General features: G+C 60.0%; 25 protein-coding genes and 1 riboswitch. Of the genes, 8 read left to right on the forward strand and 17 right to left on the reverse strand.

Annotated features, from left to right (window positions below; genetic code table 11):
* The first annotated feature begins 48 nt into the window (after positions 1-48).
* Positions 49-489 (forward strand): hypothetical protein, encoded by a 441-nt coding sequence (locus ACZZ0B_RS09635; RefSeq protein ID WP_463545007.1) that lies wholly within the window; start codon positions 49-51, stop codon positions 487-489.
* A 35-nt stretch (positions 490-524) separates the two neighbouring features.
* On the opposite strand, the gene ACZZ0B_RS09640 is transcribed toward ACZZ0B_RS09635, so the two are convergent.
* Entirely contained in the window at positions 525-962 is a 438-nt protein-coding gene (locus tag ACZZ0B_RS09640; protein WP_463545008.1) for an HIT family protein, read from the reverse strand.
* A 130-nt stretch (positions 963-1092) separates the two neighbouring features.
* Between ACZZ0B_RS09640 and mug the strand changes: the two genes are divergently transcribed.
* Complete coding sequence (gene mug / locus ACZZ0B_RS09645) at positions 1093-1605, forward strand: G/U mismatch-specific DNA glycosylase (protein ID WP_440094190.1); 513 nt, start codon at positions 1093-1095, stop codon at positions 1603-1605.
* Here mug and ACZZ0B_RS09650 read toward each other — a convergent pair.
* From ACZZ0B_RS09650 to ACZZ0B_RS09660, 3 genes are all read right to left on the reverse strand, one after another.
* Positions 1602-2096, reverse strand: coding sequence for a PaaI family thioesterase (locus ACZZ0B_RS09650; RefSeq protein ID WP_463545009.1), 495 nt, complete (start codon positions 2094-2096; stop codon positions 1602-1604). The genes mug and ACZZ0B_RS09650 overlap by 4 nt on opposite strands.
* Before the next feature lie 8 nt (positions 2097-2104).
* Complete coding sequence (locus ACZZ0B_RS09655; RefSeq protein WP_463545010.1) at positions 2105-3262, reverse strand: GGDEF domain-containing protein; 1158 nt, start codon at positions 3260-3262, stop codon at positions 2105-2107.
* 194 nt (positions 3263-3456) lie between these two features.
* Positions 3457-3705 carry a hypothetical protein gene (locus ACZZ0B_RS09660; RefSeq protein ID WP_463545011.1) on the reverse strand — a complete coding sequence of 83 codons (249 nt, stop codon included), beginning with the start codon at positions 3703-3705 and terminating at the stop codon, positions 3457-3459.
* A 170-nt stretch (positions 3706-3875) separates the two neighbouring features.
* Between ACZZ0B_RS09660 and ACZZ0B_RS09665 the strand changes: the two genes are divergently transcribed.
* Positions 3876-4520 (forward strand): class II glutamine amidotransferase, encoded by a 645-nt coding sequence (locus ACZZ0B_RS09665; RefSeq protein ID WP_440094183.1) that lies wholly within the window; start codon positions 3876-3878, stop codon positions 4518-4520.
* A gap of 86 nt (positions 4521-4606) precedes the next feature.
* Positions 4607-4948 (forward strand): YajG family lipoprotein, encoded by a 342-nt coding sequence (locus ACZZ0B_RS09670; protein WP_008086364.1) that lies wholly within the window; start codon positions 4607-4609, stop codon positions 4946-4948.
* A 113-nt stretch (positions 4949-5061) separates the two neighbouring features.
* Here the strand turns inward: ACZZ0B_RS09670 and ACZZ0B_RS09675 are convergent, their stop codons facing one another.
* Entirely contained in the window at positions 5062-6060 is a 999-nt protein-coding gene (locus ACZZ0B_RS09675; protein WP_463545012.1) for a zinc-dependent alcohol dehydrogenase family protein, read from the reverse strand.
* Positions 6060-6815, reverse strand: a complete 756-nt coding sequence (locus ACZZ0B_RS09680) for a phytanoyl-CoA dioxygenase family protein (RefSeq protein ID WP_463545013.1) — start codon at positions 6813-6815, stop codon at positions 6060-6062. Before ACZZ0B_RS09680 ends, ACZZ0B_RS09675 begins: the two co-directional genes overlap by 1 nt.
* Before the next feature lie 108 nt (positions 6816-6923).
* On the opposite strand from ACZZ0B_RS09680, the gene ACZZ0B_RS09685 reads away from it, so the two are divergent.
* The gene (locus ACZZ0B_RS09685) at positions 6924-7565 is read left to right on the forward strand and encodes a LysE family translocator (RefSeq protein WP_463545014.1); all 642 of its coding nucleotides are present in this window, start codon (positions 6924-6926) and stop codon (positions 7563-7565) included.
* 14 nt (positions 7566-7579) lie between these two features.
* Here ACZZ0B_RS09685 and ACZZ0B_RS09690 read toward each other — a convergent pair whose 3' ends face one another.
* The 5 genes from ACZZ0B_RS09690 to ACZZ0B_RS09710 form a co-directional block, all read right to left on the reverse strand.
* Positions 7580-8773, reverse strand: a complete 1194-nt coding sequence (locus tag ACZZ0B_RS09690; protein WP_440094178.1) for a GAF domain-containing sensor histidine kinase — start codon at positions 8771-8773, stop codon at positions 7580-7582.
* A 71-nt stretch (positions 8774-8844) separates the two neighbouring features.
* On the reverse strand, positions 8845-11022 hold the full coding sequence (locus tag ACZZ0B_RS09695) for a TonB-dependent siderophore receptor (protein ID WP_463545015.1): 2178 nt from the start codon (positions 11020-11022) through the stop codon (positions 8845-8847).
* Positions 11023-11295: 273 nt separating this feature from the next.
* Positions 11296-12135, reverse strand: a complete 840-nt coding sequence (gene yghU / locus ACZZ0B_RS09700; RefSeq protein ID WP_463545016.1) for a glutathione-dependent disulfide-bond oxidoreductase — start codon at positions 12133-12135, stop codon at positions 11296-11298.
* Between the two features lie 155 nt (positions 12136-12290).
* Entirely contained in the window at positions 12291-12716 is a 426-nt protein-coding gene (locus tag ACZZ0B_RS09705; RefSeq protein WP_463545017.1) for a hypothetical protein, read from the reverse strand.
* Complete coding sequence (locus ACZZ0B_RS09710) at positions 12713-13675, reverse strand: LysR family transcriptional regulator (protein ID WP_463545018.1); 963 nt, start codon at positions 13673-13675, stop codon at positions 12713-12715. Before ACZZ0B_RS09710 ends, ACZZ0B_RS09705 begins: the two co-directional genes overlap by 4 nt.
* Before the next feature lie 126 nt (positions 13676-13801).
* Between ACZZ0B_RS09710 and ACZZ0B_RS09715 the strand changes: the two genes are divergently transcribed.
* Positions 13802-14077, forward strand: coding sequence for a DUF2798 domain-containing protein (locus ACZZ0B_RS09715; RefSeq protein ID WP_008083765.1), 276 nt, complete (start codon positions 13802-13804; stop codon positions 14075-14077).
* A gap of 3 nt (positions 14078-14080) precedes the next feature.
* Here the strand turns inward: ACZZ0B_RS09715 and ACZZ0B_RS09720 are convergent, their stop codons facing one another.
* A complete protein-coding gene (locus tag ACZZ0B_RS09720) occupies positions 14081-14584 on the reverse strand; it encodes a cupin (RefSeq protein ID WP_463545019.1) in 504 nt (167 codons plus the stop codon).
* Between the two features lie 52 nt (positions 14585-14636).
* On the reverse strand, positions 14637-15407 hold the full coding sequence (locus ACZZ0B_RS09725) for an APH(3')-II family aminoglycoside O-phosphotransferase (protein WP_463545020.1): 771 nt from the start codon (positions 15405-15407) through the stop codon (positions 14637-14639).
* A gap of 174 nt (positions 15408-15581) precedes the next feature.
* Here ACZZ0B_RS09725 and ACZZ0B_RS09730 point away from each other — a divergent pair, with 174 nt between their 5' ends.
* Both ACZZ0B_RS09730 and ACZZ0B_RS09735 read left to right on the forward strand, forming a co-directional pair.
* Positions 15582-17369, forward strand: a complete 1788-nt coding sequence (locus tag ACZZ0B_RS09730; protein ID WP_463545021.1) for a thiamine pyrophosphate-requiring protein — start codon at positions 15582-15584, stop codon at positions 17367-17369.
* A 124-nt stretch (positions 17370-17493) separates the two neighbouring features.
* Entirely contained in the window at positions 17494-18210 is a 717-nt protein-coding gene (locus tag ACZZ0B_RS09735) for a DUF72 domain-containing protein (RefSeq protein ID WP_463545022.1), read from the forward strand.
* Between the two features lie 2 nt (positions 18211-18212).
* Here ACZZ0B_RS09735 and mntP read toward each other — a convergent pair whose 3' ends face one another.
* The 4 genes from mntP to ACZZ0B_RS09755 form a co-directional block, all read right to left on the reverse strand.
* A complete protein-coding gene (gene mntP / locus ACZZ0B_RS09740) occupies positions 18213-18776 on the reverse strand; it encodes a manganese efflux pump MntP (RefSeq protein ID WP_463545023.1) in 564 nt (187 codons plus the stop codon).
* Positions 18777-18783: 7 nt separating this feature from the next.
* A riboswitch (yybP-ykoY riboswitch) is annotated at positions 18784-18954 on the reverse strand.
* 374 nt (positions 18955-19328) lie between these two features.
* Positions 19329-20512 (reverse strand): IS3 family transposase gene (locus ACZZ0B_RS09745; protein WP_202949186.1). Its coding sequence is split into 2 segments (ribosomal slippage): positions 19329-20248 and positions 20248-20512, totalling 1185 coding nucleotides; the frame shifts between segments, so codons are not numbered across the junction.
* A gap of 198 nt (positions 20513-20710) precedes the next feature.
* Complete coding sequence (locus ACZZ0B_RS09750; RefSeq protein ID WP_008080654.1) at positions 20711-20929, reverse strand: hypothetical protein; 219 nt, start codon at positions 20927-20929, stop codon at positions 20711-20713.
* A gap of 173 nt (positions 20930-21102) precedes the next feature.
* Positions 21103-22782 (reverse strand): MFS transporter, encoded by a 1680-nt coding sequence (locus ACZZ0B_RS09755; RefSeq protein ID WP_463545024.1) that lies wholly within the window; start codon positions 22780-22782, stop codon positions 21103-21105.
* Between the last annotated feature and the right edge of the window lie 27 nt (positions 22783-22809).

A 22809-nucleotide genomic window follows, 5' to 3' on the forward strand; every position in this document is an offset into this window, starting at 1 on the left:
CAAGCGCCTAAGGTGATGGGCAATGATTCAAATCAAGGAGAACTGCAGATGGCGGAAAAGATAGTGAAGTCCAAACTGGTCAACTTTCTTGTGGCTGACGTTGAAGTGAATCACGACGAGATCGGCGAGTTTTACGATGACGTTGGTGCGGGCAATGTCGGCGTTCTGGCGCATGTCATGGAAGCTTTCCAGCACGCATATGGCGGTTTGTGGGTTGGCGGGACGATGGTCCTGACCCGGACGGCCATTCACCTCAACGCCAATGCCATGAACCGCCTGGTTCAGGACGGTACGCTGGATATCGAGATTCCGATCGGCATGATCCGCAAGGTCAGCAATGAAGGCGGCTTCTTCACCAAGATCATCCGTCTGGACACCGATGCCGGCAGCGTCAAGTTTCGCTGCTATGGCGCCAAAGAGGTGGTCGCGCTGATCGAAAAGATGATCGTGCCGCGGGTGTCGATTGCCGTGCTAAAGCGGTCGCTGTAGGGCGCTGTAGGGCGCTCTGGCCTTACGACGAACGATCACCCTGCTGTCTGGAGCAGTCGGGCAAGTTCACTGCGCAACCGGCCATGCTCTTTTTCATCGTAAGGCAATGCGTTCTTCCAGTCATAGAACCAGGCTGGCATCTTGCGTTTGTCGTCTGGCTCGTGGGCGTAGCGGGGAAACAGGTGGCAATGCAGTTCGGGCTCGGAATTGCCAAGTATTTCGTAGTTCATGCGCTGGGCGCCGGTGGCCTGCAAGACGGCATCTCCAATACGCACCATGTCGAGCAGGTAAACCGCGCGGGCTTCTGCATCCAGATCGTTCAGACTCGGGACGACGGGATCGGGCAGCAACAGGCAGTAACCGGTTAGAAACTGCACATCGCCCATGACAGCCCAACCCGAGGGCATGCGGCAGATGACCTTGTCGTTGGTGCCGTTGCGGGCCATTTCGACGCGTTGTGAGATAAGTGACATTCAAAGTCCTTGATGAGGTTGTCGAGCGTTGGAATCCGGATCACGCCACGCAGTTTGGCCGGGCGGCTGCAGCGGTCCAAATTCTGCGTGCGGCAAAACGTTACTTTTTGTTTGTTGACTGAGAGCGACGATGACTTGCAAACAACTCGATGACATCCTCCGCGATCATCTCACAGTGATTTTCTGTGGCATCAATCCCGGCCTGATCGCCGCCGCGCAAGGCCACCACTTCGCCGGACGCGGTAATCGTTTTTGGCGCACGCTGCATTTGGCCGGTTTCACATCTGAGGAAATCAAACCCGAGCATGACCGGACGATTCTTCAATACGATTGCGGACTAACGGCAGTGGTAGAGCGCCCGACGGCGCGGGCGGATCAGCTCTCCCGTGCGGAGTTTGCCGCGGCGGCCCAAGCCTTCGAGCGGAAGATAGAAACCTGCGCGCCGCGTTTTGTCGCGTTCCTCGGCAAAGCAGCGTTTGCCGCATTGTCCGGTCAGCGTGAGGTGCAATGGGGCTTGCAGGCCACCACGTTCGGTGGCGCGACAGTGTGGGTGCTGCCCAACCCGAGCGGGCGCAATCTGGCCTTTTCGCTTGAGCAGTTGGTGGCCGCTTACACTGCGCTGCGTGTCGTTACCAATACTTAGCGACCATGTGCAGCATCGGCCAGTTGCGCGGTGTCGACCCGCACAAACACCGAATCGCCCACCGCCGTCAGCACATCACCGGCAAACACCTCGCAAATCACCCGGGTCTTGCGCCCGACGTCGCCTTCGACTTTCGCCCGCAAGGTCAGGGTGACGCCCATGGGCGTCGGTTTTATGAACTTGAGGCCGAGGTTGCCGGTGACGCAGTCGATGCGCGGCAACGTTCCGGGTTCGCGCTGTTCGGCGCGGTAGTGGTAGGCCATCGCCGTCCAGTTGGAGTGGCAATCGACCAGCATCGCGATCAGCCCGCCGTAGACCAGGTCGGGCCAGCCGCAGTATCTGGCGTTTGGCTCGTGCTCGGCGAGGACGTGCACGCCATCTTCATGCCAGTGGCTTTTGATGTGCAGGCCATGGGGGTTGCTGCTGCCGCAGCCGTAGCAAACGCCTTCTGGCGCGGCGCTGTCTTGCAGGGAAGTGTCGAGGCTGGACATGGTGGTGGTCATCCTTGTGTGGGGAGCCCGGTCAGGCGCAGGCGGTTGCGACCGCCGCGTTTGGACTCGTAGAGCGCGATATCGCCTTGTTCGATCAACCCCGTAAGGCTGCTGGGCGGTTGTTCGAACAGACTGGCGCCGATGCTCAACGTGACGGCTTCGGGCGTGGGGAATGTCTGTGAGGTGGTGCGCAGAAACTGTTCGCGCAGGCTGTTGCCCAGCTCGACGATGCGCTCGTTTGAGGCGCCGCCCAGCAGAATGACAAACTCGTCGCCGCCCAGGCGTGCGGTCAATGCATTGCGCGGTAGCAGCGAGCGGATCATTTCGCTCAATGCAATCAACAGACGATCGCCCGCGGTATGGCCGTATTGGTCGTTGACCAGTTTGAAGTTGTCGATGTCGATCAGCAGCAGGGCGCCGGGGCGTTCTGCGCAGACGTCGGCGAGCAGGCGCGCGGCGCGTTTCTCCAGGGCGCGGCGATTGTAGAGGGCCGTCAGCGGGTCACGTTCGGCGAGGCGTGCGATCTCTTTTTCCCGGCGGTAGCGTTCGGTGCCGGTCATCGACAGCGCGATCAACATGATCGCCATGGCACCTTCGACCAGCGAAATCTGGATGATCTCGCCGCGAAATGCCGCCAGATCGATCAGCGTGCCGGGGATGACCACCGTCAGGGCCTTGGCGACATAGAAGCTTCCGTGAATCAGCAGCACATAGCGCAGTTGCACCGCGCCCACGCTCAGCGATTTGCCATGCGGGCGCAGCAAAGTGCTTGCCTTGAGCGTTGCCAGCGCCACCAGCAGCGAGTTGGCCGCGAGCATGACTTTTGACCACAGTGGCCCGTCGGGCAATAACAACATCACCAGCCAGATGAGGAAGATCAGGTACCAGCCGCGGGACAGACGTATCTGGGTGAAGCGCGCAACGCCCAGCAGAAACAGAAAGTGCGCGGTGACCAGCAGGCCGTTGGCGAACCAGATGCCGATCAGCAAAAAGCCGCTGCTGCGCAGCAGGGCGAGGGTGGAACCGACGGTAATGGTGGCGAAACCGGCGCTCCAGAACAGCAGCGAAGGTTCGCGGATGCTCCGCCATTCGATCGCCAGGTACAGCGCGGCAGCGGCTGCGAGGGCGATGGAAAGGGTCAGCATCGTTGGCGGGTCGAGCGGCATTTCTGGGCGAGCCTGTCTGAGGGGCAGTGAGACGGGCGATTGTAAGCGTTTGCAGGGTTTTTTCGCAGAGGCCGTGTTGCCGCGCAGACCACTGGCAGCGAGGCGGGCGCGAACGGCATGCGCCGCCGCGCCGATGGCGCACTGGACTGGCTCAGCGGGACACCTGCGGTTCGACCGTCGGCAAGTCTAGTCGGTCATTGCTGCGGCGCGAGCCAGGTGTCCACTACCCGACGATCCAGCTCTTCCCAGTACGCCATGCCCAACACCCGGGTGGTGTTGAGACCGCGCAGATAACCGCGCAACTGATGGGCGGTGTCGCGGATCAGTTGCGAGTCTTCGGGGTTTTTGTCCAGCAATACGCTTTCGTACTGGACCAGGTACTCCGCCACTCGCTCGCGAAAGTCGGGCAGGACGGCGTCTCGGATCAGGTCGAACGTTCTCAAAGAGGGGGCCCTCATTCATGTTTTTCTAGTTGTAGTGAGTGTGTATCAGTCTGTACGTCGCGCAACTATTGCTAGAAGTAATAGTGACCATCAATAAACGCAAGTTCTGCTTTGTTGGCAATGGGCGGAAAATCGCCTCCATCGAACACGCAGCTCAAGGAATTTGCGCGATGAACACTTTGACCCGACTGGCTCTGGTCGCCCTGCTGATGGGCGGAGCGGTTGCCGCTGCACCGGCCTACGCAGACGATGCCCGGTCGTGTCATTTGCAACCCATCGCTGGCAGCAGTGCAACCTTGCGTCATTCGCAAACGGTGGGTGTGGTGTACAGCGAGAACACCCTGGAGAACCTGCAATACCTTGAGCGTTACCACGCGATGGCCGCCAACGGTGCAAAAGATGCGCTCGACTCGCGTATCCGTGAAGCCTTCGTCGGCAGTTCCGATCCGGAACTGGCCATTGACTGGTTGATGAGTTCGCTGCAGCAACAGTTTTTGTCGGTGACCGTCTACGACAGCCTCGATGCGCTGGTCCAGGCCCACCCGGACATCGTGGTCAAGCTCGATACGTTCAACCGCTTGCTGACCCAACGCAACAGCTTGGTGGAAGCGCGATTTACTGCGCGGTTCTACGACGCTGACCTGCAATACATCGGCAAGGCCGAAGGCGCGGTGGAACAGCAGTTGCCTTCGGTCTGGGTGCACAACCAGGCCGCACCGGCGATCGCTGCACAGATCGACAAGCAGCGTGACCTGCAATTTGCCGCGTTGAAGCAATTCGATGTGTCGCTCAAGGCGCTGGTGGCGTCGAGCTGAACACTTAAAACATAAATGGCAACGGCGGCTCCGTGAGGCTGAACCGTTGCCGGTTGAACCGAACCTTTATATTCAGGATTACGCCGATGCGTCTTTTATTTGTGCCTGCCATGGCTGTTGCTTCCTTGTTGCTCGCCGGTTGTGCCTCTGCGCCGAACAACCCGACCCTGACCTTGCAGACCAGCAAGACCCCGGCGCAATACGCCGATTGTGTGGTGCCGAAGCTGCAGGGCAGCGCGCTGAACCCGACCGTCTCGCAAACCCAGCGCAGCTACCGGATTGTCGTGCCGAGCAAGATTTCCGCCGACAACGTGCTGGAAGCCTACAAGGCCGGCACTGGCGGCAAGGTGTTCCTCTATGAGCGTCACTTGCTGGCCTCGAACTACCTGCCTTCGAGTTTTGAACGCGCCGCTCAGGACTGCATCTGATTTTGCCCCATACACATCTGTGAAAGAGCTCCTTTGGTTGGCCGCAACCAACCAATTTTTTGCCCCGCGCCTTCATTCGGTCGCGGGGTTTTTTTTGCCTTGGGATTGCGCAGTCAGGCGATGTCGATCACGACCTTGCCGACGCCGGTGCCTTGCTCGACGGCATCGTGGGCCTGGCGGGCTTCGCTGAGGCTGAAGCGCTGCGGATGCATCAATGGCTTGACCTTGCCTTCTTCGATCAGCCGCGTGGCATAACCGAGAATCTCGGCGTGGTGCTTGCGGCCTGTGCCGGTGAGCATCGGCAACAGCACGAAAATCCCCGACAGCGTCGCACTGCGCAGTGAGCCGGTGGCCAGGTTGTGGGTGCCGAACGCGGCGCAACTGCTGACGTGGCCATACAGAGCAATCGCGGCAAACGAATCGTCGAGGCTCTTGCCGCCGACGGTGTCGTAGATCACGTCGAAACCTTTGCCGCCGGTGTACTGGTTCACGTAGTGCTCGACCGACTCGTTGCGATAGTCGATCGCCGTGGCGCCGTAACCTTCGACAATCGCGCGCTTGCCCGGCGACACCGTGGCGAACACTTCCGCGCCCAGCGCCTTGGCAATTTGCACGGCCATGTGGCCGACACCGCCCGCGCCGCCATGCACTAGCACTTTCTGACCGGCGTGGACGTGGGCGCGATCGACCAGACCTTCCCAGGCGGTGAGGAATACCAGCGGAATCGCTGCGGCTTCACGAAACCCGAGGTTTTTCGGCTTGCGCGAGACCAGATCGGCATCCACCGCGAGGTATTCGGCCAGCGAGCCCGGCAAGCCGCGTACGCCACCGACCATGCCGTAGACTTCATCGCCGACGGCAAAATGCGTGACGTCGCTGCCCACGGCTTCGATCACCCCGGCCATGTCCGTGCCGAGTATCGCCGGCAGCTCGGGCGTGGCGTACGGCGCGTTGCCGGAGCGGATCTTGTAGTCGATCGGGTTGACGCCACTGGCGATGACCCGCACCAACACTTCATGAGCTTGCGGCTGAGGACGGTCGATGTGCGCTTCACGGAAGACCTTGTCGGCGTAGTCATCGAGGATCAACGCACGAATAGTCGGTTGGCTCATTACCTTGCCTCGCTGTCATTTTCAGAGAAGCCGCTATGTTGGTAGCGGCTGGGCGGTTTGTCGACCCCTGAAACGGGACGCAGGCTGTAGGCAAAATCCGACGGTTGAAAGTGCTCGCGGGTGTCCATGCGTACCCCGCGCAAGGGCGCCGTTTGCCCCTCTGAGGCATAGAGCGTCTGCGCGCAATAACTGATCAGCAGGGTGCGTCGACGTGCGCCGCTCAGGTTCAAACTGCCCGCATGCACCAGGTCGACATCAAAAACCAGAATGTCCCCGGCACAGCCCGATAGCTGCACACACTCGCCGGTGTCATCGATGTCCAGAGACGTTGCTTGCGGCTCGGGGCGGTGGCTGCCGGGCACAATGCGTGTCGCCCCGTTAGCGGGGCTGTAATCGTCGAGATACGCCAGGGCGTTGACCCTGTCGCCGGGGCGTTGCGCCGACAGGTCGCGATGCAGCAGTTGATGGCCGCCACCGCCGAGCGGCTCGCGACCCTCCACTTGCGCCAGAAAAAATCGCTCGCCAATCAGTTCGCCGACCACTGCCAGTAACTGCGGTAGACGGCACGTCGCCTGTATTCGCACGTCGAGGTCCAACTGTGAATGGCGCCAGTCCACCCCGCGAGGTGTCGGCCATTGGGTCGACGGTTTCACACCGGCCTCGAACACCGCACGCAACTCATTCAGCCATTGTCTCGGGATGGCCTGGCGGAGCAGGGCAAAACCCTCGCGATGCAGGTGTTGGCGGTCGGTCATGATGTCCTCAGGGCGATGGCTGCGCTACGCAACAAGGTATAGCCGCCCAAGCAAGAGACCGCCTGGCTGCTGTAACATGCAGCACCACTTTGACCACGAGCAGCGAAAATGGATTCTCACTCGATACTGGCGTTCACCCTGGTTGGCGCGATTGCCATTGCCAGCCCCGGGCCGGCAACTTTGATGGCAATCAACAACAGTCTGGCGCACGGGCAGCGCAGCACGATCTGGTCTTCGCTGGGTAATGCCAGCGGTTTATTTTGCCTGTCGGCGGGGGCGATGCTGGGGTTGGGCGCGCTGCTGGCCAGTTCGGAGATTCTCTTCAACGCGGTGAAGATCATCGGCGCCGGCTACCTGTTTTATCTCGGGGTCAAGCAGCTGTTCAAGAAGGGCCCGATGCTGCCAGAGGGGCTCGAAGGTGAGGCGCTCAAGGCCCGGCCAACGCGCGGCAAACTCTACAAGTCGGCTTTTTTGACGGCGGTGACCAACCCCAAGGCAACGATGTTTTTCACTGCATTGTTTCCGCAGTTCATCGATCAAGGCGCCGCGTTGCTGCCGCAGTTCCTGATTCTGACCTCGATCTTCATGGCGTTGTCGGTGTCGTCGTTGAGTATCTATGCCGCATTGGCATCTCGCGCCAAGGGCGTGTTGACCCGCCCGGCGCTGTCGCGTTGGGTCAGCCGGGTGGTGGGCACAACGTTCATTGGTTTCGGCGCGGCGATTCTGACCATGCGCCGGCAGACGGTGTAACCGTCAAAGCCGACTCATACCCACTTGAACTGCGCCGGGAACCGCGCGACAAAGCAGGTTCCCGATTCAGCGGTTGAGGTGACGCTCAACGTGCCGTTGTGCGCCGCCGCAATCTGCGCGGCGATATAAAGCCCCAGTCCCAATCCCTCGTTACGCTGCCCGGCTTCGGACCGGGAAAACGGTTCGAACAGCAGTGGCATTAATTGCGCTGAAATCGGTGTGCCTTGATTGGTCAGCGAAATCACGATTTCGTCGTTCTCAGCGAAAGCGTTGAGGATGATCGGCGCGCTGGTCGAGCCATGGGTGGCCGCGTTGCCCAGCAGATTGGACAGCAACTGGCTGATGCGCAGCGCATCGCAATAGACGCCGCTCGGCACGTTCAGCGTGTGCGTGAACGTCGCTCGCGGGTGCGAAACCTGCACCTCTTCAAGGGTTTGCTGCAGCGTCTGTTGCAGGTCATCCACCAGTTTGCGCTGGACCGGAATCCCGTCGCCCAGGCGTCCACGGGCAAAGTCGAGGATGTTTTCGATCAATACGCCCATGCGCACCGAGCTCTTGCGGATCGCCGACAGCAGATTGAGCGAGCGTTTCTCTTCGGTCCTGGTTTCCAGCAGGTCGGCGCTCATGCGAATCGCGCTCAGCGGTGTACGCAGGTCATGCCCGAGGACCGCGATGAACTGTTCGCGCAGCCTGCCCAGTTCATTGGCATTGCTCAGTTCGGCTTTGGTCGCTTCGAGATGACTTTGCGTGTCGAGGCTCATCGCAATCAGTTGGGCGAACAGGGTCAGGGTTTTCGCGATGGCCGGCTCGTCGAGGTTCGCCGGGACTGAGTCGATGGCGCACAGCGTGCCGAAAAAGTCGCCATTGGCTTTGACGATGGGAATGGAGATGTAGCTTTCCAGGCCATAGGTTTTCGGCGTGTGGTGCAGCGAAAAAACCGGGTGGGTGCTGGCATGGCCGAAAATGACCGGCTGCTGGTGTTGGCGGATTTCATGGCAGATGGTCGATTCGAGCACCAGTTCGCCACCGGGCTTGAGCCCGAAATCGATCGAGTCGTCGACCGCGCAGGCCACCCAGTTTTTCTCGGTGACCCGCGCCACCGCCGCGAAGCGCATGCCCGTGAGGTGCTTGACCATGCTCAGGATCACGGGCACCGAGTCAATGCTGCGGATGGCTTCAATGTCGGAGGAGAACGCTGGGTTGGTCATGGGCTGGCGCTTCGAGTGGGTATCGAGGCAGAGACTATCCCTTATTGCCAGCCATGACTAATGCGTCGGACTTAGAACTTGTATTTGGCCGTCAGCATGTAGCTGCGTGGATTGCCGTAGTTGTCGGTGGAACCCCAGGTGGTGTTATAGCCAATGGAGGAGTAGTAGACGCGGTCGAAAATGTTGTTCGCGTTGACCTGCAGATCCAGGTGTTTGTTGACTTCATAACCGGCCATCAAGTCGGTGACGGCGTAGCTGCCCTGTTCGAGGCGATAGGTGCTGTTGGCGACCGGAACGTCGTTGTACAGGCGGCTCTGCCAGTAGACGTTGCCACCGATACGGAATTTCTCAAGTGGGCCTTGCAGGCGATACATCGTCGACACCTTGAACAGGTGCTCGGGGATGTCGGTTTTGAAGCGCTGGTTATCGTTGTCGGGATTTTCATCCTTGATGTAATGCGCGCGGGTGAAGGTGTAGCCGGCGCCGACTTGCCAGTTTTCGGTCAGGGCACCTTGCAGTTCCATGTCCACGCCTTGGCTGCGCACCTTGCCGGAGGCCTGGTAGCAGGTCATGACCGGGCAACCGAGTTGGGTGGCGGCAAGGGCGGCGCGGTTGGTCTGGTCCATCTGGAACACGGCCAGACTGGCGTTTAGGGCGCCATTGAAGTATTCGCCCTTGATGCCGACCTCGTAGTTCTCGCCGACGATCGGGTCGAGCACTTTGCCGGAGAGGTCTTTGGAGGTCTGCGGGGTGAAGATGTCGGTGTAGCTGGCGTATACCGAATGGTGATCGTCGAGTTTGTAGATCAGACCGGAGTAACGCGTCAGATTGCGGGTGACCTTGTAGTCGCCATCGCCGGTGCGGTCATCGTAGTCGTACCAGTCCAGACGACCACCGAGGATCAGCGTCAGCGGATCGGCGAGGCTCAGGCGCGTGGTCAGGTAGACGGCATCTTGCGTGGTCACCGTGCGGGTTTTGCTGTCGCGCACGAAGTCCGGTTTTGGCGCGCCGATTGGCCATGCAGTGGTATACGGGTCGTACTCTTTGGAGGTCGCGTCGTAGACACGGTCGCTGGCGCCGACGACCAGTTCGTGGGTGCGGCCGAAGGCTTCGAACGGGCCGCTGGCGAAGGCGTCGAACGCGGTTTGTTTGTCGGTGTTATGCGACTGATAGGCGGTGGTTTCCAGCGGGCCGTTGTAACGCGACAGGTAGGTGCCGGAGAACTCGCCATTGAGGGTCGAGGATGAGCCGGCCAGGTGCAGTTTCCAGTCGTTGTCGAAGCGGTGCTCGATTTCACCGAACACGGTGTCGATCTGCAGCTTCTTGTTTTCCCAGTCGGTGCCCGGGTAGGTGGAGCGGGGCAGGTCGAGGTGGTGGCCGTCGGCGCCGAGCGGCAAGCCGCCCCAGAAATAGTTGGTCTGTTCGTTCTGGCGTGAGAAGCCCAGGGTAGCCGTGGTGCTGTCGCTCAGGTCGGCTTCACCGATGGCGTAGAACAGGCCGTGTTCGTTTTGTTCTTTGTCGCGGAAGCTGTCCGCGCCCTGATAGGAACTCACCACCCGGCCGCGCAGCGTACCGCTTTCATTGAGCGGGCTGGAGGCGTCGATTTCGCCACGGTAATCATCCCAGCTGCCAGCCGCGCCGGTCAGGGTCACTTGCTGATCGGCCGTCGGACGCTTGCGCACCATGTTGATTGCCGCCGAAGGGTTGCCGGCGCCTGTGACGAGGCCTGTTGCACCGCGCACGATTTCGACGCGGTCGAACATTGCCAGGTTCGGCTGCACGGCCATCGAGAATGGCGAGTAAGTGCTCGGCAGGCCGTCGTACATGATGGTGTCGATGTCGAAACCGCGCGAACTGTAAGTCTGTCGCCCCGGGCCGCTGGACTGATTGAGGAACAGACCCGGTGTGGCCTTCACCACATCGTTGATGCTGGTCATGCCCTGATCGTCCATGCGCTGGCGGGTGACAACGGTCACCGCCTGCGGCGTTTCACGCATGGTCAGCGACAACTTGGTCGCCGTCTGCATCGGGCCGGTGGTGTAGGAGTCCGTGCCTTCAGTGGTGCTGCCCATCTGCGTGGCGCCGATTTCGGTGGCACCGAGTTCCAGCGTGGTGGCCGGTGCAGGGTTTGCCGGCGTGGCGGGCGACGCATCATCGGCCATGACCGGTGCGATGCTGGCCATACAAATAGCGACGGCCAGAATGTTGGGCGAAAGGTTGGAACGACGGTGAATGGTGTGAAACGACATCAATCTGCTTCCCCAGGTAATACCAAAACGAATCTGATGCAGGCGCATACAAGAAGTATTCGCATTAGCATGTCAGATTGATTCGCCCGAAGAAAGCCGTACGAGTCAGATAGTTAACGAATTTTTCACATTTGCCGAATGGCAGCCTTGCACCACCACCGATCCCCTGTAGGAGCTGCCGCAGGCTGCGATCTTTTGATCTTCTGTTTAATTTTGGGAAAGCAAGATCAAAAGATCGCAGCCTGCGGCAGCTTCTACAGGGAGGTTGCGGGGTCAGTCGAGGTCTTGGGCCTGATGGCGCTCGGGCACTTGCGTGTCTTCATCGCCCCATGTGCGGTTGACGCGTATTCCGCGAATCACTGCAGGTCGATCGGCGATGACTTGTGCCCAGCGTTGCACATGGGTGTATTCCTGCGCGGACAAGAACTCCGCCGCCGAATAGACATTGTTGCGAACCAGTTGCCCGTACCAGGCCCAGACCGCGATGTCGGCAATGGTGTAGCGGTCGCCGGCCAGATAAGGGCTCTCGGCCAAGCGTCGATCCAGCACATCCAGCTGCCGTTTGGTTTCCATGGTGAAACGGTTGATCGGGTATTCGAGCTTCTCCGGCGCATAAGCGTAAAAATGCCCGAAGCCGCCACCCAGATAGGGCGCCGCGCCCATTTGCCAGAACAGCCAGTTGAGGGTTTCGGTGCGTCCGGCAGGATCCTTGGGCAGCAAGGCGCCGAATTTTTCGGCCAGGTACAGCAGGATCGAACCCGACTCGAACACCCGAATCGGCGGCTCGACACTGCGATCAAGCAGCGCCGGAATCTTCGAATTCGGATTGATCTCGACAAAGCCGCTGGAGAACTGATCGCCTTCACCAATGCGGATCAGCCACGCGTCGTACTCGGCATCGGTGCGTCCGAGTGCCAGCAGCTCTTCCAGCAGAATCGTCACCTTCACGCCATTGGGCGTAGCCAGCGAATACAGCTGCAGCGGATGTTTGCCCACTGGCAGCGCTTTGTCATGCGTCGGCCCGGCAGTCGGGCGATTGATGTTGGCGAACTGGCCACCGGATGGCGCTTCATTTTTCCAGACCTTGGGCGGTACGTAGGACGCTTTACTCATGAAACGGACCTCGTCGAATGCTGGCGGAGAAGAGATCGAACACCGTATGAAAAAATCTCGCCGGGTGCCAGCGCGATCGGCGTTATTTCATGTTGGACGGCGGCGATGACGGCTGCGGGGCGTGCGGCTTTTTTTGCATTTCACCTGCAGTCCATTTACCGCAGCGTGGGGCAGTCAAAAAACTTGAGTGAGTTCGGGTCGAATGACGGGTTGGCGATCATGCTGGCTTCAGCGACTTGCAGCCACTCGCTCGCAGTGCTTGAGATTTCCCTGACCACCCACTGCTGTGGCGCGGTCCAGGCCAGCTCGATGTAGGGGCCTGCCAGTTCGGCTGTCGCGATGAGCATGTCGACCTCGTCTGCGGGGCCCGGACACATGCCGCCGACGGCAAAGGGCACGCGTTCAGTGATCAGGCGTTCGAGCATTCGTACTTGCTCGGCGTGCGACGCAAAGGCGATGCGAAGCTCTTTGGCATTCGCCAGCGCGAACCGCAACTCGCCCGCATCGGCACCGTTCGCGGTGATCGATGCCAGATGCAGCGGGGGGTGGCCTGAGCCTTTGGCGTAGCGTAATCGGGTCACGGCAAATCCCTTCGGCTGAGTAATTGAGGGTGGGTGTGTTCCATCGGCCAGCGCGCGGCCAGATGCTCAAGCAGATAATCGATGAACGCTTTGACCTTCGGCGTCAGCGCCGCACGCTCCTGCACGCAGGCATAGATTTCCATCGGTTCGGCAACCGCCTGCGCCGCGTTGGCGCCGGGTTCGAATAACGCCAGCAACTGGCCGCCGGCGAGAAAGGGCGCGGCGACAAATTCTGCCAGTCGGGTGATGCCCGCGCCGTGGATTGCCATTTGCGCCAGGGCGTCGATGTCATCGCTGATCGCCGTCGCGTTGATAGGCGCGTCGTAGCGCTGGCCGTCGCGAATGAAACTCCAGCGCAGAAAACGCCCGTCCAACGGATAACGAAACGCCAGGCAAGCATGCTGGTGCAGCTCGTCCGGCGTGCTTGGCCGGCCCGCGCGTTGCAGGTAGGCGGGCGAGGCGCAGAGGATGAAGGGCAGGGCAACGATCTTGCGCGCGACGATGCCTTCTTCCAGTTGCGGCTTGATCCGCAGGCTCAGGTCGATGCCGTCGTGGATGTGGCTGATCTTGCCGTCCGTGGTCGACAACTCGACCAGCAGACGCGGGTGCAGCGCTGCAAAACCGGCGATCAGCGGCGCCAGCACATGGCGGCCGAACGCAGACGTCGAGGCGATGCTCAGTCGGCCTTGCAGCACGGTTTCGGCGACGCAGATCGAGCTTTGTGCCGATTCCAGATCCGCGGCGATGCGCTTGACCTTTTCGTAGTACAGCGCGCCGTTTTCGGTGAGCGCCATGCTGCGCGTGGTGCGTTGCAACAGGCGTACGCCGAGGTGGGTTTCAAGGCGATTGAGCGTCTGGCTGACGGCCGCTGCGCTGACACCCAGGCTTTTCGCGGCGCCGACAATCGAGCCGGATTCGACCACTTTGATAAAACTGGCAATCGCCGCTAACAGATTCATCCTTGGCCTGCCGAGAAGGGTTGATTCGTAAGTTGTGCTTTATAAAGTACCTGCGTTTGCCCGTCTAGTTGGCGCGCAACCGCTTTGCTAAGGTGCCCGCTCCCTGTCAACGGATGGATGCGCCTTATGAATCAACAAACCAGTCCCGAAGCGGTTTACCTGAGTCGGCGCAAGCTGTCGGCGCGGACCACGCCGTACGTGTTTGCCCTGTACATGGCGACGATCATGGCCTTCCTCATGTCGCTGGTGATCACGGCCAGCAACTCGGGCATTGATAACGATTACCTGAGTAATGCCTTGCACGCCTACAAGCTGGCGATGCCGGTGGCATTCCTGTGCATCCTCGTCGTTCGGCCGATCGTGATCAAACTGGTCGCATGGACCGTGCATCCGCACCGCTGAAGGCTACTTGACCCAGTATTGCTGCACCGCCCCTTGCGCGCCTTGCACCGGATCCTGCGCGGGAAACGGCAGCTGCTCGATGGCGCGCAATTGCGCCTCGCTCGGCGCCTCACGGCAGATATCGGCATGCTGCCCAGGCGGATAAGCGCCGACCACCAGAAAGTCGGCACTGCAGCCGAGGTTGCAATGGCCGGTGCCGGCAGGCAGCAGCAACACATCGCCGGCGCTGACCTCCAGCACGTGCCCATGCGGGCCACCGAGCATCAGCCGCGCGTGGCCAGCGGCGACGCCCAGCACTTCATGGCCTTCGGTGTGATAGTGATGGAAGTCGTAAATCCCATAGCGCCATTGCGCCGGCCAGCCGTTGGCGTCAAAGGTGCGCTCGAACAATGCCGCCGGATCGCGGCCCTCGATTGCGATCGCTTGCGGATAGACCAGCACCGGCAAGTGCGGGTTGTTCGGTACCCAGTCGTTACGCTCAAGCAGCAAGGTCTGTACTTCAGTCATCGTGCGTCCTCCGCCGGTTATTCAACATCGACCGCGCACAAAGGCCTTCGCCTCAGAAAAACTCGTCAAGCAGCTGATAAAAGGCAATCCGGCGCTGATCGGGTTGCACGCCGTACGCCTCGAAAAATGCCGGCAGCCATTGCTCGCCAAGGTTATCGGTAATGCTGTGTGCGGCCAGCGCAAGGTCCTGATAACGGTCGGCAACGCCCAAGCGTCCACAGTCGACAAAACCGCTGAAACGGCCATGTTCGGCGAGCAGGTTGGGCAGGCACGCATCGCCATGCGTCACCACCAGGTCTTCGTGTGGCGGGCGTTCGGCGAGCATCTGTTGGAACACGTCTTCAGCGCTGCGGCCGAGGCGGGCATCGTCGAAGTCCTCTTCATCGATAAGGCCTGCCCGGACGTGCTCGCGGGCCAGTGGAATTTTCTTGTCGAGGCAGTGATCGAACGGGCAGCTGTCGATCGCCACCGCGTGCAATTCGCGCAAGGCTTGCGCGGTGAGCGTGACGATTTGTTCGGGCGAGAGCTGTTCGCTGCTGGCCAGATCGCGCCCTGGCACGGCGGTCATCAATAACCAGTTGTGCTCGGCTTCAGTGGTCGTTTCCAGTACCCGTGGTGCGGGCAGATCAAGCGTTTCCAGCCAGCGCAGGCGCTGCACTTCGCCGGGTAGTTCGCCCCACGTCATCACTTGCTCGCACTTCACGAACAGCGCAGCTGAGTCGGCAGGGCTGATGCGCCAGACGTCGGCGCGCGATTCGCCGATGGTTTGTTGTTCGATGACAGCATCAGCAAATGTGCGCCGCCATGCATCAGGTAAGTTCATTGTCATTCGTCCTTTGCGATCACTGGGTCGGGCGCCATTGTGCCTTCGGGCAGTCGATGATGTCGTGCAAATCAATCGAAACTTCGGCGCCGAAGCGGCTGTCCAGACCCTTACACCTCCCGGCGGGTACTTCGCCGGGAATGCTTCACGCACCGGTGAAAAGCGAGGATCGAGATGACGATGACAGTGGGAGATTTTCTGGTTGAACGGCTCAGCCAATGGGGCGTCACGCGGATTTTTGGTTATCCGGGCGATGGCATCAACGGCGTGTTCGGGGCGTTGAGCCGGGCCAAGGGAAAGATCGAATTCGTTCAGGCGCGGCATGAGGAAATGGCCGCGTTCATGGCTTCGGCGCACGCCAAGTTCACCGGCGAACTGGGCGTGTGCATTGCCACGTCCGGTCCGGGGGCGTCGCACCTGATCACCGGGCTCTACGATGCGCGCATGGACCACATGCCGGTGCTGGCGATTGTCGGCCAGCAGGCACGCACGGCGCTGGGCAGTCACTATCAGCAGGAACTCGATCTGGTGTCGATGTTCAAGGATGTCGCCGGCGCGTTTGTGCAACAGGCTTCGGTGCCGTCGCAGGTGCGCCATCTGCTCGACCGCGCCGTGCGTACGGCGGTGGGCGAACGGCGTGTCACGGCAATCATCCTGCCCAACGATTTGCAGGATCTTGAATACCAGGCGCCGGCCCGTGCGCATGGCACCGCGCATTCCGGCGTCGGTTATAGCAAACCGAAAGTGCTGCCTTACGAGGCGGATTTGCAGCGTGCGGCAGACGTTTTGAACGCGGGCGAAAAGGTTGCGATTCTGGTCGGTGCGGGCGCGTTGCAGGCAAACGATGAAGTGATCGCCGTGGCGGAAAAACTCGGCGCCGGCGTCGCCAAGGCGCTACTCGGTAAAGCGGCGCTGCCGGATGATTTGCCGTGGGTGACCGGCAGCATTGGCCTGCTCGGCACCGAGCCCAGCTACAAGTTGATGACCGAATGCGACACCTTGCTGATGATCGGTTCGGGTTTCCCGTATGCCGAGTTTCTGCCCAAAGAAGGGCAGGCGCGCGGCGTGCAGATCGATTTGCAACCCGACATGCTCAGCCTGCGCTACCCGATGGAGGTCAATCTGGTCGGCGACGCCGCCGAAACCCTCAACGCCTTGTTGCCGCTGCTCGAACAGAAAACCTCGAACAAGTGGCGCAAGAAAGTTGAAGGCTGGCGCGGCAGCTGGGAGAAAACCCTGGAAAAACGCGCCATGGCCAAGGCTGACCCGGTCAACCCGCAAAGGGTGGTGTATGAGCTGTCGCCGCGTTTGCCCGAGCAAGCGATCATCACCAGCGACTCTGGCTCCTGCGCGAACTGGTTTGCCCGCGACCTGAAAATCCGCCGTGGCATGCAGTGCTCGTTGTCCGGTGGGCTGGCGTCGATGGGCGCCGCTGTGCCTTATGCGATCGCCGCGAAATTCGCCTACCCGGAGCGCTCGGTGATTGCGCTGGTGGGCGACGGCGCGATGCAGATGAACAACATGGCCGAGCTGATCACCGTCGCCAAATACTGGCGGCAGTGGGCGAGCCCGAAATGGATCTGTGCAGTGTTCAACAACGAGGACCTTAATCAGGTCACGTGGGAGCAGCGGGTGATGGAGGGCGATCCGAAATTCGAAGCGTCGCAAAGTATTCCGGACGTGCCTTATCACCTCTTTGCCATTTCCATTGGCCTGAAAGGCATTTTCGTGGATCGCGAAGAGGATGTTGCCGGCGCGTGGGAGCAGGCGTTGGCTTCGGACGTACCGGTGCTGATCGAATTCAAGACCGACCCTAACGTGCCGCCGCTGCCGCCACACATCAAGCTTGAGCAGGCGAAGAAATTCGCCACGACACTGCTCAAGGGCGATCCGGACGAAGCGGGAATTCTGATGCAAACCGCCAAGCAAGTACTCGGCTCGGTACTCCCCGGCAAAAAATAAACTCAACACTCACCCCCCCTGTAGGAGCTGCCGAAGGCTGCGATCTCTTGATGTTGTTTTTAAGATCAACAGATCGCAGCCTTCGGCAGCTCCTACAGGGGTATTTGAAACTGAGGGTATTTGGGTGATTTTCATTGGTTGTGCGGGCTGGAGCCTGGGGCGTGAGCATTGGCCGGAATTTCCGGCTGACGGCACGCACCTGCAACGCTACGCCGCGCGACTCAACAGCGTGGAAATCAACAGCTCGTTCTATCGTCCGCATCGCCGCTCCACTTATGAGCGCTGGGCCGACTCGGTGCCGGAAGGGTTTCGCTTTTCGGTAAAAATCCCCAAACAGATCAGCCATGAGCGCCGTTTACTGGACTGCGAAGATGCGCTCGATGAGTTTCTGTCGCAGTGCAGTGGTTTGGGTGATCGGTTGGGTTGTCTATTGCTGCAACTGCCGCCGTCACTGGCGTTTGATGCGGCCAGTAGCGAGGCATTCTTCAAGACGTTGCGTCAGCGCTTCGACGGCGCCGTTGTCCTGGAACCGCGTCACGAGTCGTGGGTGAGTGCCGAACCATTGCTGATGGCTTATCGGATCGCTCAGGCAGCGGTCGATCCTTCGCGCCTCAGCAGTGATGCTTCACCGTCCGGCTGGCAGGGCATCCGTTATTGGCGGCTGCACGGTTCACCGCGCCTTTATCACAGTGCCTACGAGGTCGCTTATCTGCAAAGGCTCGCCCAAGGCTTGCAGGCTGCCGATACGCATGGCGTCGCGACCTGGTGCATTTTCGACAACACTGCCAGTGGTGCAGCGACAGGCAACGCGTTAGCACTGGTGGCGTTGCTGCACGGTTAGTCTCAGACCGACAGGTGCTCATACAAAATCGTCGCACCGACGATCATCAACACGACACCGCCGACGATTTCGGCACGCTTGCCGACGACCGCGCCCAACACCCGGCCGAGCATCACGCCGAGGGTCACCATGGTCATGGTCGCCAGGCCAATGGCTGTTGCCGCCACCCAGATATTCACGTCGACAAACGCCAGGCCTACGCCCACGGCGAGGGCGTCGATGCTGGTGGCAAATGCGGTGACCGCGAGGATCAGGAAGGAGTGCGAGCCGGGTTTCTCTTCTTGCTCTTCTTCGTGCTTCAGGCCGTTGTAGATCATGTGCAGGCCGAGGATGACCAGCAGGGTGAAGGCGATCCAGTGATCCCATTCCGCTACCCAACGGGTCGCGGCCTGACCGATCAGCCAGCCGATGATGGGGGTGATGGCTTCGATCACGCCGAAGATCAAGCCGGTGCGCAGGGCTTCGCTCAAGCGCGGTTTGTGCAGGCTTGAGCCTTTGCCGATGGCGGCGGCGAACGCATCCGTGGACATGGCCAGGGCGAGGAATATGAGGGAAACAGGATTCACGGGGGGTACTTCCAGTCGGGCTATGAGTCAACGACACAACCACACGCCCGACTTCAGGCATGGATGTGTCGTCGGTCTCACCAACCAAAAGGTGTTCGCACCACGGCATGTTGCCGAGAATGTTGATACGAACGCATCCGCATGGCGCGGAAACAGGCTACTCCCCAACGAGGTGCGCGATTTTAGGCGGGCACACATGAAAATTTCGTCAAAAACCCTCAATCCCTCCTGAACACGCAAACCCCTGTGGTGAGGCATCCACCAGTAATTGGTGGGGAGAAGGTGGGCGGTTTAGAGTTTTCCCACTGGCTGGCTGCCGCCCCGTCATCATCAAGGCGACACCATAGACGAGTGAACACAAACCCTGTGGTGAGGGGATTCATCCCCGACGGGGTGCGAAGCGCCCCCAAAAACAGCGCTTCTGCGCAGCTCATCGGGGATAAATCCCCTCACCACAGTTTAGGCATCCACCAGTAATTGGCGGCGAGAAGGTGGGCGGTTTAGAGTTTTTCCACTGGCTGGCTGCCGCCCCGTCATCATCAAGTGCAGTGGTCAACTAATTCCGGACACCTCGATAGGTGGTTTTGACGCCATCGCCCGCTCATAGACTGTCGGTGGCAGATATCCCAGTTTCGAGTGAAGCCGTTCGTTGTTGTAATACCCAACGATGTACTCGGTGATGTCGCGGATCGCTTCGGTATGATTGGCGTAGTCACGTCGCCATACCCGCTCCATTTTCAAGCTCAGGAAGAAGCGTTCCATCACCGCATTGTCCCAGCAATTACCTTTACGGCTCATGCTCTGCTGCATGTCGTTTCTTGCCAGTAACTCTCTGTAAGTTGCACTCGCGTATTGGCTGCCACGATCCGAGTGGGCAATCAGGCCTGGCGGCGGTTGGCGCTGTGCGATGGCCAGTTGCATCGCAGTGCACACCAGCTCTGCCGGCATGTTCGGAGCCATCGACCAGCCCACGATCTTGCGTGAAAACAAGTCCAACACCACGGCCAGATACAGCCAGCCACTGCGGGTGCGGATGTAGGTGATGTCTGCCACCCAAGCCTTGTTTGGCGCCGCCGGATCAAATTTTCGGCTCAGTACATTTTCGGCAATCGGCAGATCATGATTGCTATCGGTCGTGTGCACAAACTTGCGCTTCCAAGCCGAACGTAGCCCATTGGCACGCATCAAACGGCGGATTTTATACAGCCCAACAGACAGGCCTTTGCCGCGCAAAGCGTCGCGCAAGGGCCGGCTGCCGTAGCAGCCACCACTCTCGGCAAAAGACGCCTTGAGTTGCACAACGACAGGACAACTCTGCCGGACGGGCGCATCAGCACGCTTTTGCGACTCATAGAAGCCCGAGCGACTGATGCTCAGTAACCGACAGACATGTGTCACTGAGTAGGCCTTCTGTTGCAGCTGCCGAACCAGTCGATACCTTACTTCAGCTCGCGGGCAAAGAAGGCCGTAGCCTTTTTTAAGATGTCGTTATCCATCTTGAGCTGGCGATTTTCCTGTTCCAATTGCCGGATGCGCTGTTGCTCTGCCGTCAATGGCTTGCCGATTCCGGCCTGCCCCAGTTGCTCTGCCTCGTACTGTTGAACCCAGCGTCGAACGGCTGTCTCACCAATGTTCAAATCTTGGCAAACCTGCGTAACGGTTAGCCCCTGATCCTTGATCATCTTCACGACTTGCAGCTTGAAGCTGTCGTCGAATGCCCTGCGTTTTTTGGTCATGAATAACTCCTCGATAGATGTATTTTCCACCTATCGGGGTGTCCGGGGAAATTAGACCACTGCAAAGGCGACACCATAGACAAGTGAACACAAACCCTGTGGTGAGGGGATTCATCCCCGACGGGGTGCGAAGCGCCCCCAAAAACAGAGCTGCTGCGCAGCTCATCGGGGATAAATCCTTCACCACAGACAACCGGGTTAATTACCGTCCGCCACTTTGCGTTCAATCTCATCGATCTTGCGCTGCAACGTTTCGGCGTCCTGCTCTTTGACGCGGGTTGAGGTCGGCGTGATGACTTCGTCCACAGCCTTGGTGTCGTCATCGCGGTCCTCAAGATCACGCTCGACCACATTCACCGGTTTGCCGGAAGTATCGGTAGGCGGGGCATTCGGGGTTTTATCGTCATTGCTGTTCATGTCGTTGACCTCCAGGGTGTAACCATTGGAGGAGCGCGTTCACCGGACGTTCGATATTTCTGTCACCCCACAACCCCCCTGTAGGAGCTGCCGCAGGCTGCGATCTTTTGATCTTGTTTTTAAAGATCCAGATCAAAAGATCGCAGCCTGCGGCAGCTCCTACAGGGGATGGGTCAGTCTTTGAGGATGTCGCGGTCTTTGGTTTCCGGCAGGAAGAACGTGCCGAGTATCGCGGTCATCACGGCGATCACGATCGGGTACCACAAGCCGTAATAGATGTCCCCGGTGGCCGCGACCATGGCGAACGCCACCGTCGGCAGGAAGCCGCCAAACCAGCCGTTGCCGATGTGATACGGCAGCGACATCGAGGTGTAACGGATGCGAGTCGGGAACAGTTCGACCAGCCATGCGGCAATCGGGCCGTACACCATGGTCACGTAGATCACCAGCACCGTCAGCAGGAACAGCACCATCGGATAGTTGGTTTTCGCCGGGTCGGCTTTTTCGGGATAACCGGCGTCCTTGAGCGCGCTGCCGAGGGTCGCAGTGAAGGCGTCGTTGCGGGTTTTGAAGTCCGCTGCCGGCAAAGCGCTGCCCTCGAAACTTTCGACAACTTTGTCACCAATGCGCACCTGGGCAACGGTGCCCGGCTCGGCGATCACGTTCTCATAAGGGATCGCCCGTTTCGCCAGCAGGGTCTTCGCCAGGTCACAGGAACTGGTGAATTTGGCCTTGCCCACCGGGTCGAACTGGAACGAGCACTGATCCGGGTTGGCGATGACTTTGACCGGGTTTTTTTCCTGAGCGATGAATACGTCTGGGTTGCCGTACTGAGTCAGCGCATGAAAGATCGGGAAGTACGTCAGCGCCGCCAGTATGCAGCCGACCATGATGATCGGCTTGCGCCCGATGCGGTCGGAGAGGCTGCCGAAAATCACGAAAAACGGCGTACCGATCAGCAACGAACCGGCGATCAGCAAATTGGCGGTTTGCGGGTCGATTTTCAGCGTCTGCAACAGAAAGAACAGCGCATAGAACTGCCCGGTGTACCAGACCACCGCTTGCCCGGCAGTGCCGCCAAGCAGTGACATGATCACCACTTTTAGGTTGTCCCAGCGCGCAAAGGACTCAGTCAGCGGCGCCTTGGATGCCTTGCCTTCGGCCTTCATTTTCTGGAACACCGGCGACTCGCTCAGTTGCAGGCGGATGTACACCGAGACGATCAGCAGCAGGATCGACAGCAGGAACGGAATGCGCCAGCCCCACGCTTCAAACGCTTCCGTGCCCAGCGCCGTGCGGCAGGCAAGAATCACCAGCAGCGAGAGGAACAGGCCCAGGGTCGCAGTGGTTTGAATCCATGAGGTGAAAAAGCCGCGTCGATTGCGTGGCGCGTGTTCGGCCACGTAGGTTGCCGCGCCGCCGTACTCACCGCCCAACGCCAGGCCTTGCAGCAGGCGCAGGGTGATCAGGATGACTGGCGCGGCGACGCCAATGGTCGCGTAGCCCGGCAACAGGCCGACAATCGCGGTCGAGACACCCATGATGACGATGGTGATCAGGAAGGTGTGCTTGCGCCCGATCATGTCGCCCAGCCGGCCGAACACAATCGCGCCGAACGGCCGCACCGCAAACCCGGCGGCGAAGGCGAGCAGGGCAAAGATAAACGCCGTGGTTTCGTTGACGCCGGCAAAGAAGTGCTTGGCGATGATCGCCGCCAGTGAGCCATACAGGTAAAAGTCGTACCACTCGAAAACCGTACCGAGGGACGAGGCGAAGATGACCTTGCGCTCCTCCTTGGTGATGCCGCCGCTGCGCGGTGGACTGCCGGTGGACGCTGTGTCGATTGTAGCCATGGGTGTTCTCCGTCATGCTTATTGTTG

The organism is Pseudomonas sp. AC247 (assembly GCF_979258015.1).

Coding starts and splice junctions, on each gene's coding strand:
- ACZZ0B_RS09635 (WP_463545007.1), top strand. CDS start 49: ATGGCGGAAAAGATAGTGAAGTCCAAACTGGTCAACTTTCTTGTGGCT.
- ACZZ0B_RS09640 (WP_463545008.1), bottom strand. CDS start 962: ATGTCACTTATCTCACAACGCGTCGAAATGGCCCGCAACGGCACCAAC.
- mug (WP_440094190.1), top strand. CDS start 1,093: ATGACTTGCAAACAACTCGATGACATCCTCCGCGATCATCTCACAGTG.
- ACZZ0B_RS09650 (WP_463545009.1), bottom strand. CDS start 2,096: ATGTCCAGCCTCGACACTTCCCTGCAAGACAGCGCCGCGCCAGAAGGC.
- ACZZ0B_RS09655 (WP_463545010.1), bottom strand. CDS start 3,262: ATGCCGCTCGACCCGCCAACGATGCTGACCCTTTCCATCGCCCTCGCA.
- ACZZ0B_RS09665 (WP_440094183.1), top strand. CDS start 3,876: ATGAACACTTTGACCCGACTGGCTCTGGTCGCCCTGCTGATGGGCGGA.
- ACZZ0B_RS09670 (WP_008086364.1), top strand. CDS start 4,607: ATGCGTCTTTTATTTGTGCCTGCCATGGCTGTTGCTTCCTTGTTGCTC.
- ACZZ0B_RS09675 (WP_463545012.1), bottom strand. CDS start 6,060: ATGAGCCAACCGACTATTCGTGCGTTGATCCTCGATGACTACGCCGAC.
- ACZZ0B_RS09680 (WP_463545013.1), bottom strand. CDS start 6,815: ATGACCGACCGCCAACACCTGCATCGCGAGGGTTTTGCCCTGCTCCGC.
- ACZZ0B_RS09685 (WP_463545014.1), top strand. CDS start 6,924: ATGGATTCTCACTCGATACTGGCGTTCACCCTGGTTGGCGCGATTGCC.
- ACZZ0B_RS09690 (WP_440094178.1), bottom strand. CDS start 8,773: ATGACCAACCCAGCGTTCTCCTCCGACATTGAAGCCATCCGCAGCATT.
- ACZZ0B_RS09695 (WP_463545015.1), bottom strand. CDS start 11,022: ATGTCGTTTCACACCATTCACCGTCGTTCCAACCTTTCGCCCAACATT.
- yghU (WP_463545016.1), bottom strand. CDS start 12,135: ATGAGTAAAGCGTCCTACGTACCGCCCAAGGTCTGGAAAAATGAAGCG.
- ACZZ0B_RS09710 (WP_463545018.1), bottom strand. CDS start 13,675: ATGAATCTGTTAGCGGCGATTGCCAGTTTTATCAAAGTGGTCGAATCC.
- ACZZ0B_RS09715 (WP_008083765.1), top strand. CDS start 13,802: ATGAATCAACAAACCAGTCCCGAAGCGGTTTACCTGAGTCGGCGCAAG.
- ACZZ0B_RS09720 (WP_463545019.1), bottom strand. CDS start 14,584: ATGACTGAAGTACAGACCTTGCTGCTTGAGCGTAACGACTGGGTACCG.
- ACZZ0B_RS09725 (WP_463545020.1), bottom strand. CDS start 15,407: ATGAACTTACCTGATGCATGGCGGCGCACATTTGCTGATGCTGTCATC.
- ACZZ0B_RS09730 (WP_463545021.1), top strand. CDS start 15,582: ATGACGATGACAGTGGGAGATTTTCTGGTTGAACGGCTCAGCCAATGG.
- ACZZ0B_RS09750 (WP_008080654.1), bottom strand. CDS start 20,929: ATGAACAGCAATGACGATAAAACCCCGAATGCCCCGCCTACCGATACT.
- ACZZ0B_RS09755 (WP_463545024.1), bottom strand. CDS start 22,782: ATGGCTACAATCGACACAGCGTCCACCGGCAGTCCACCGCGCAGCGGC.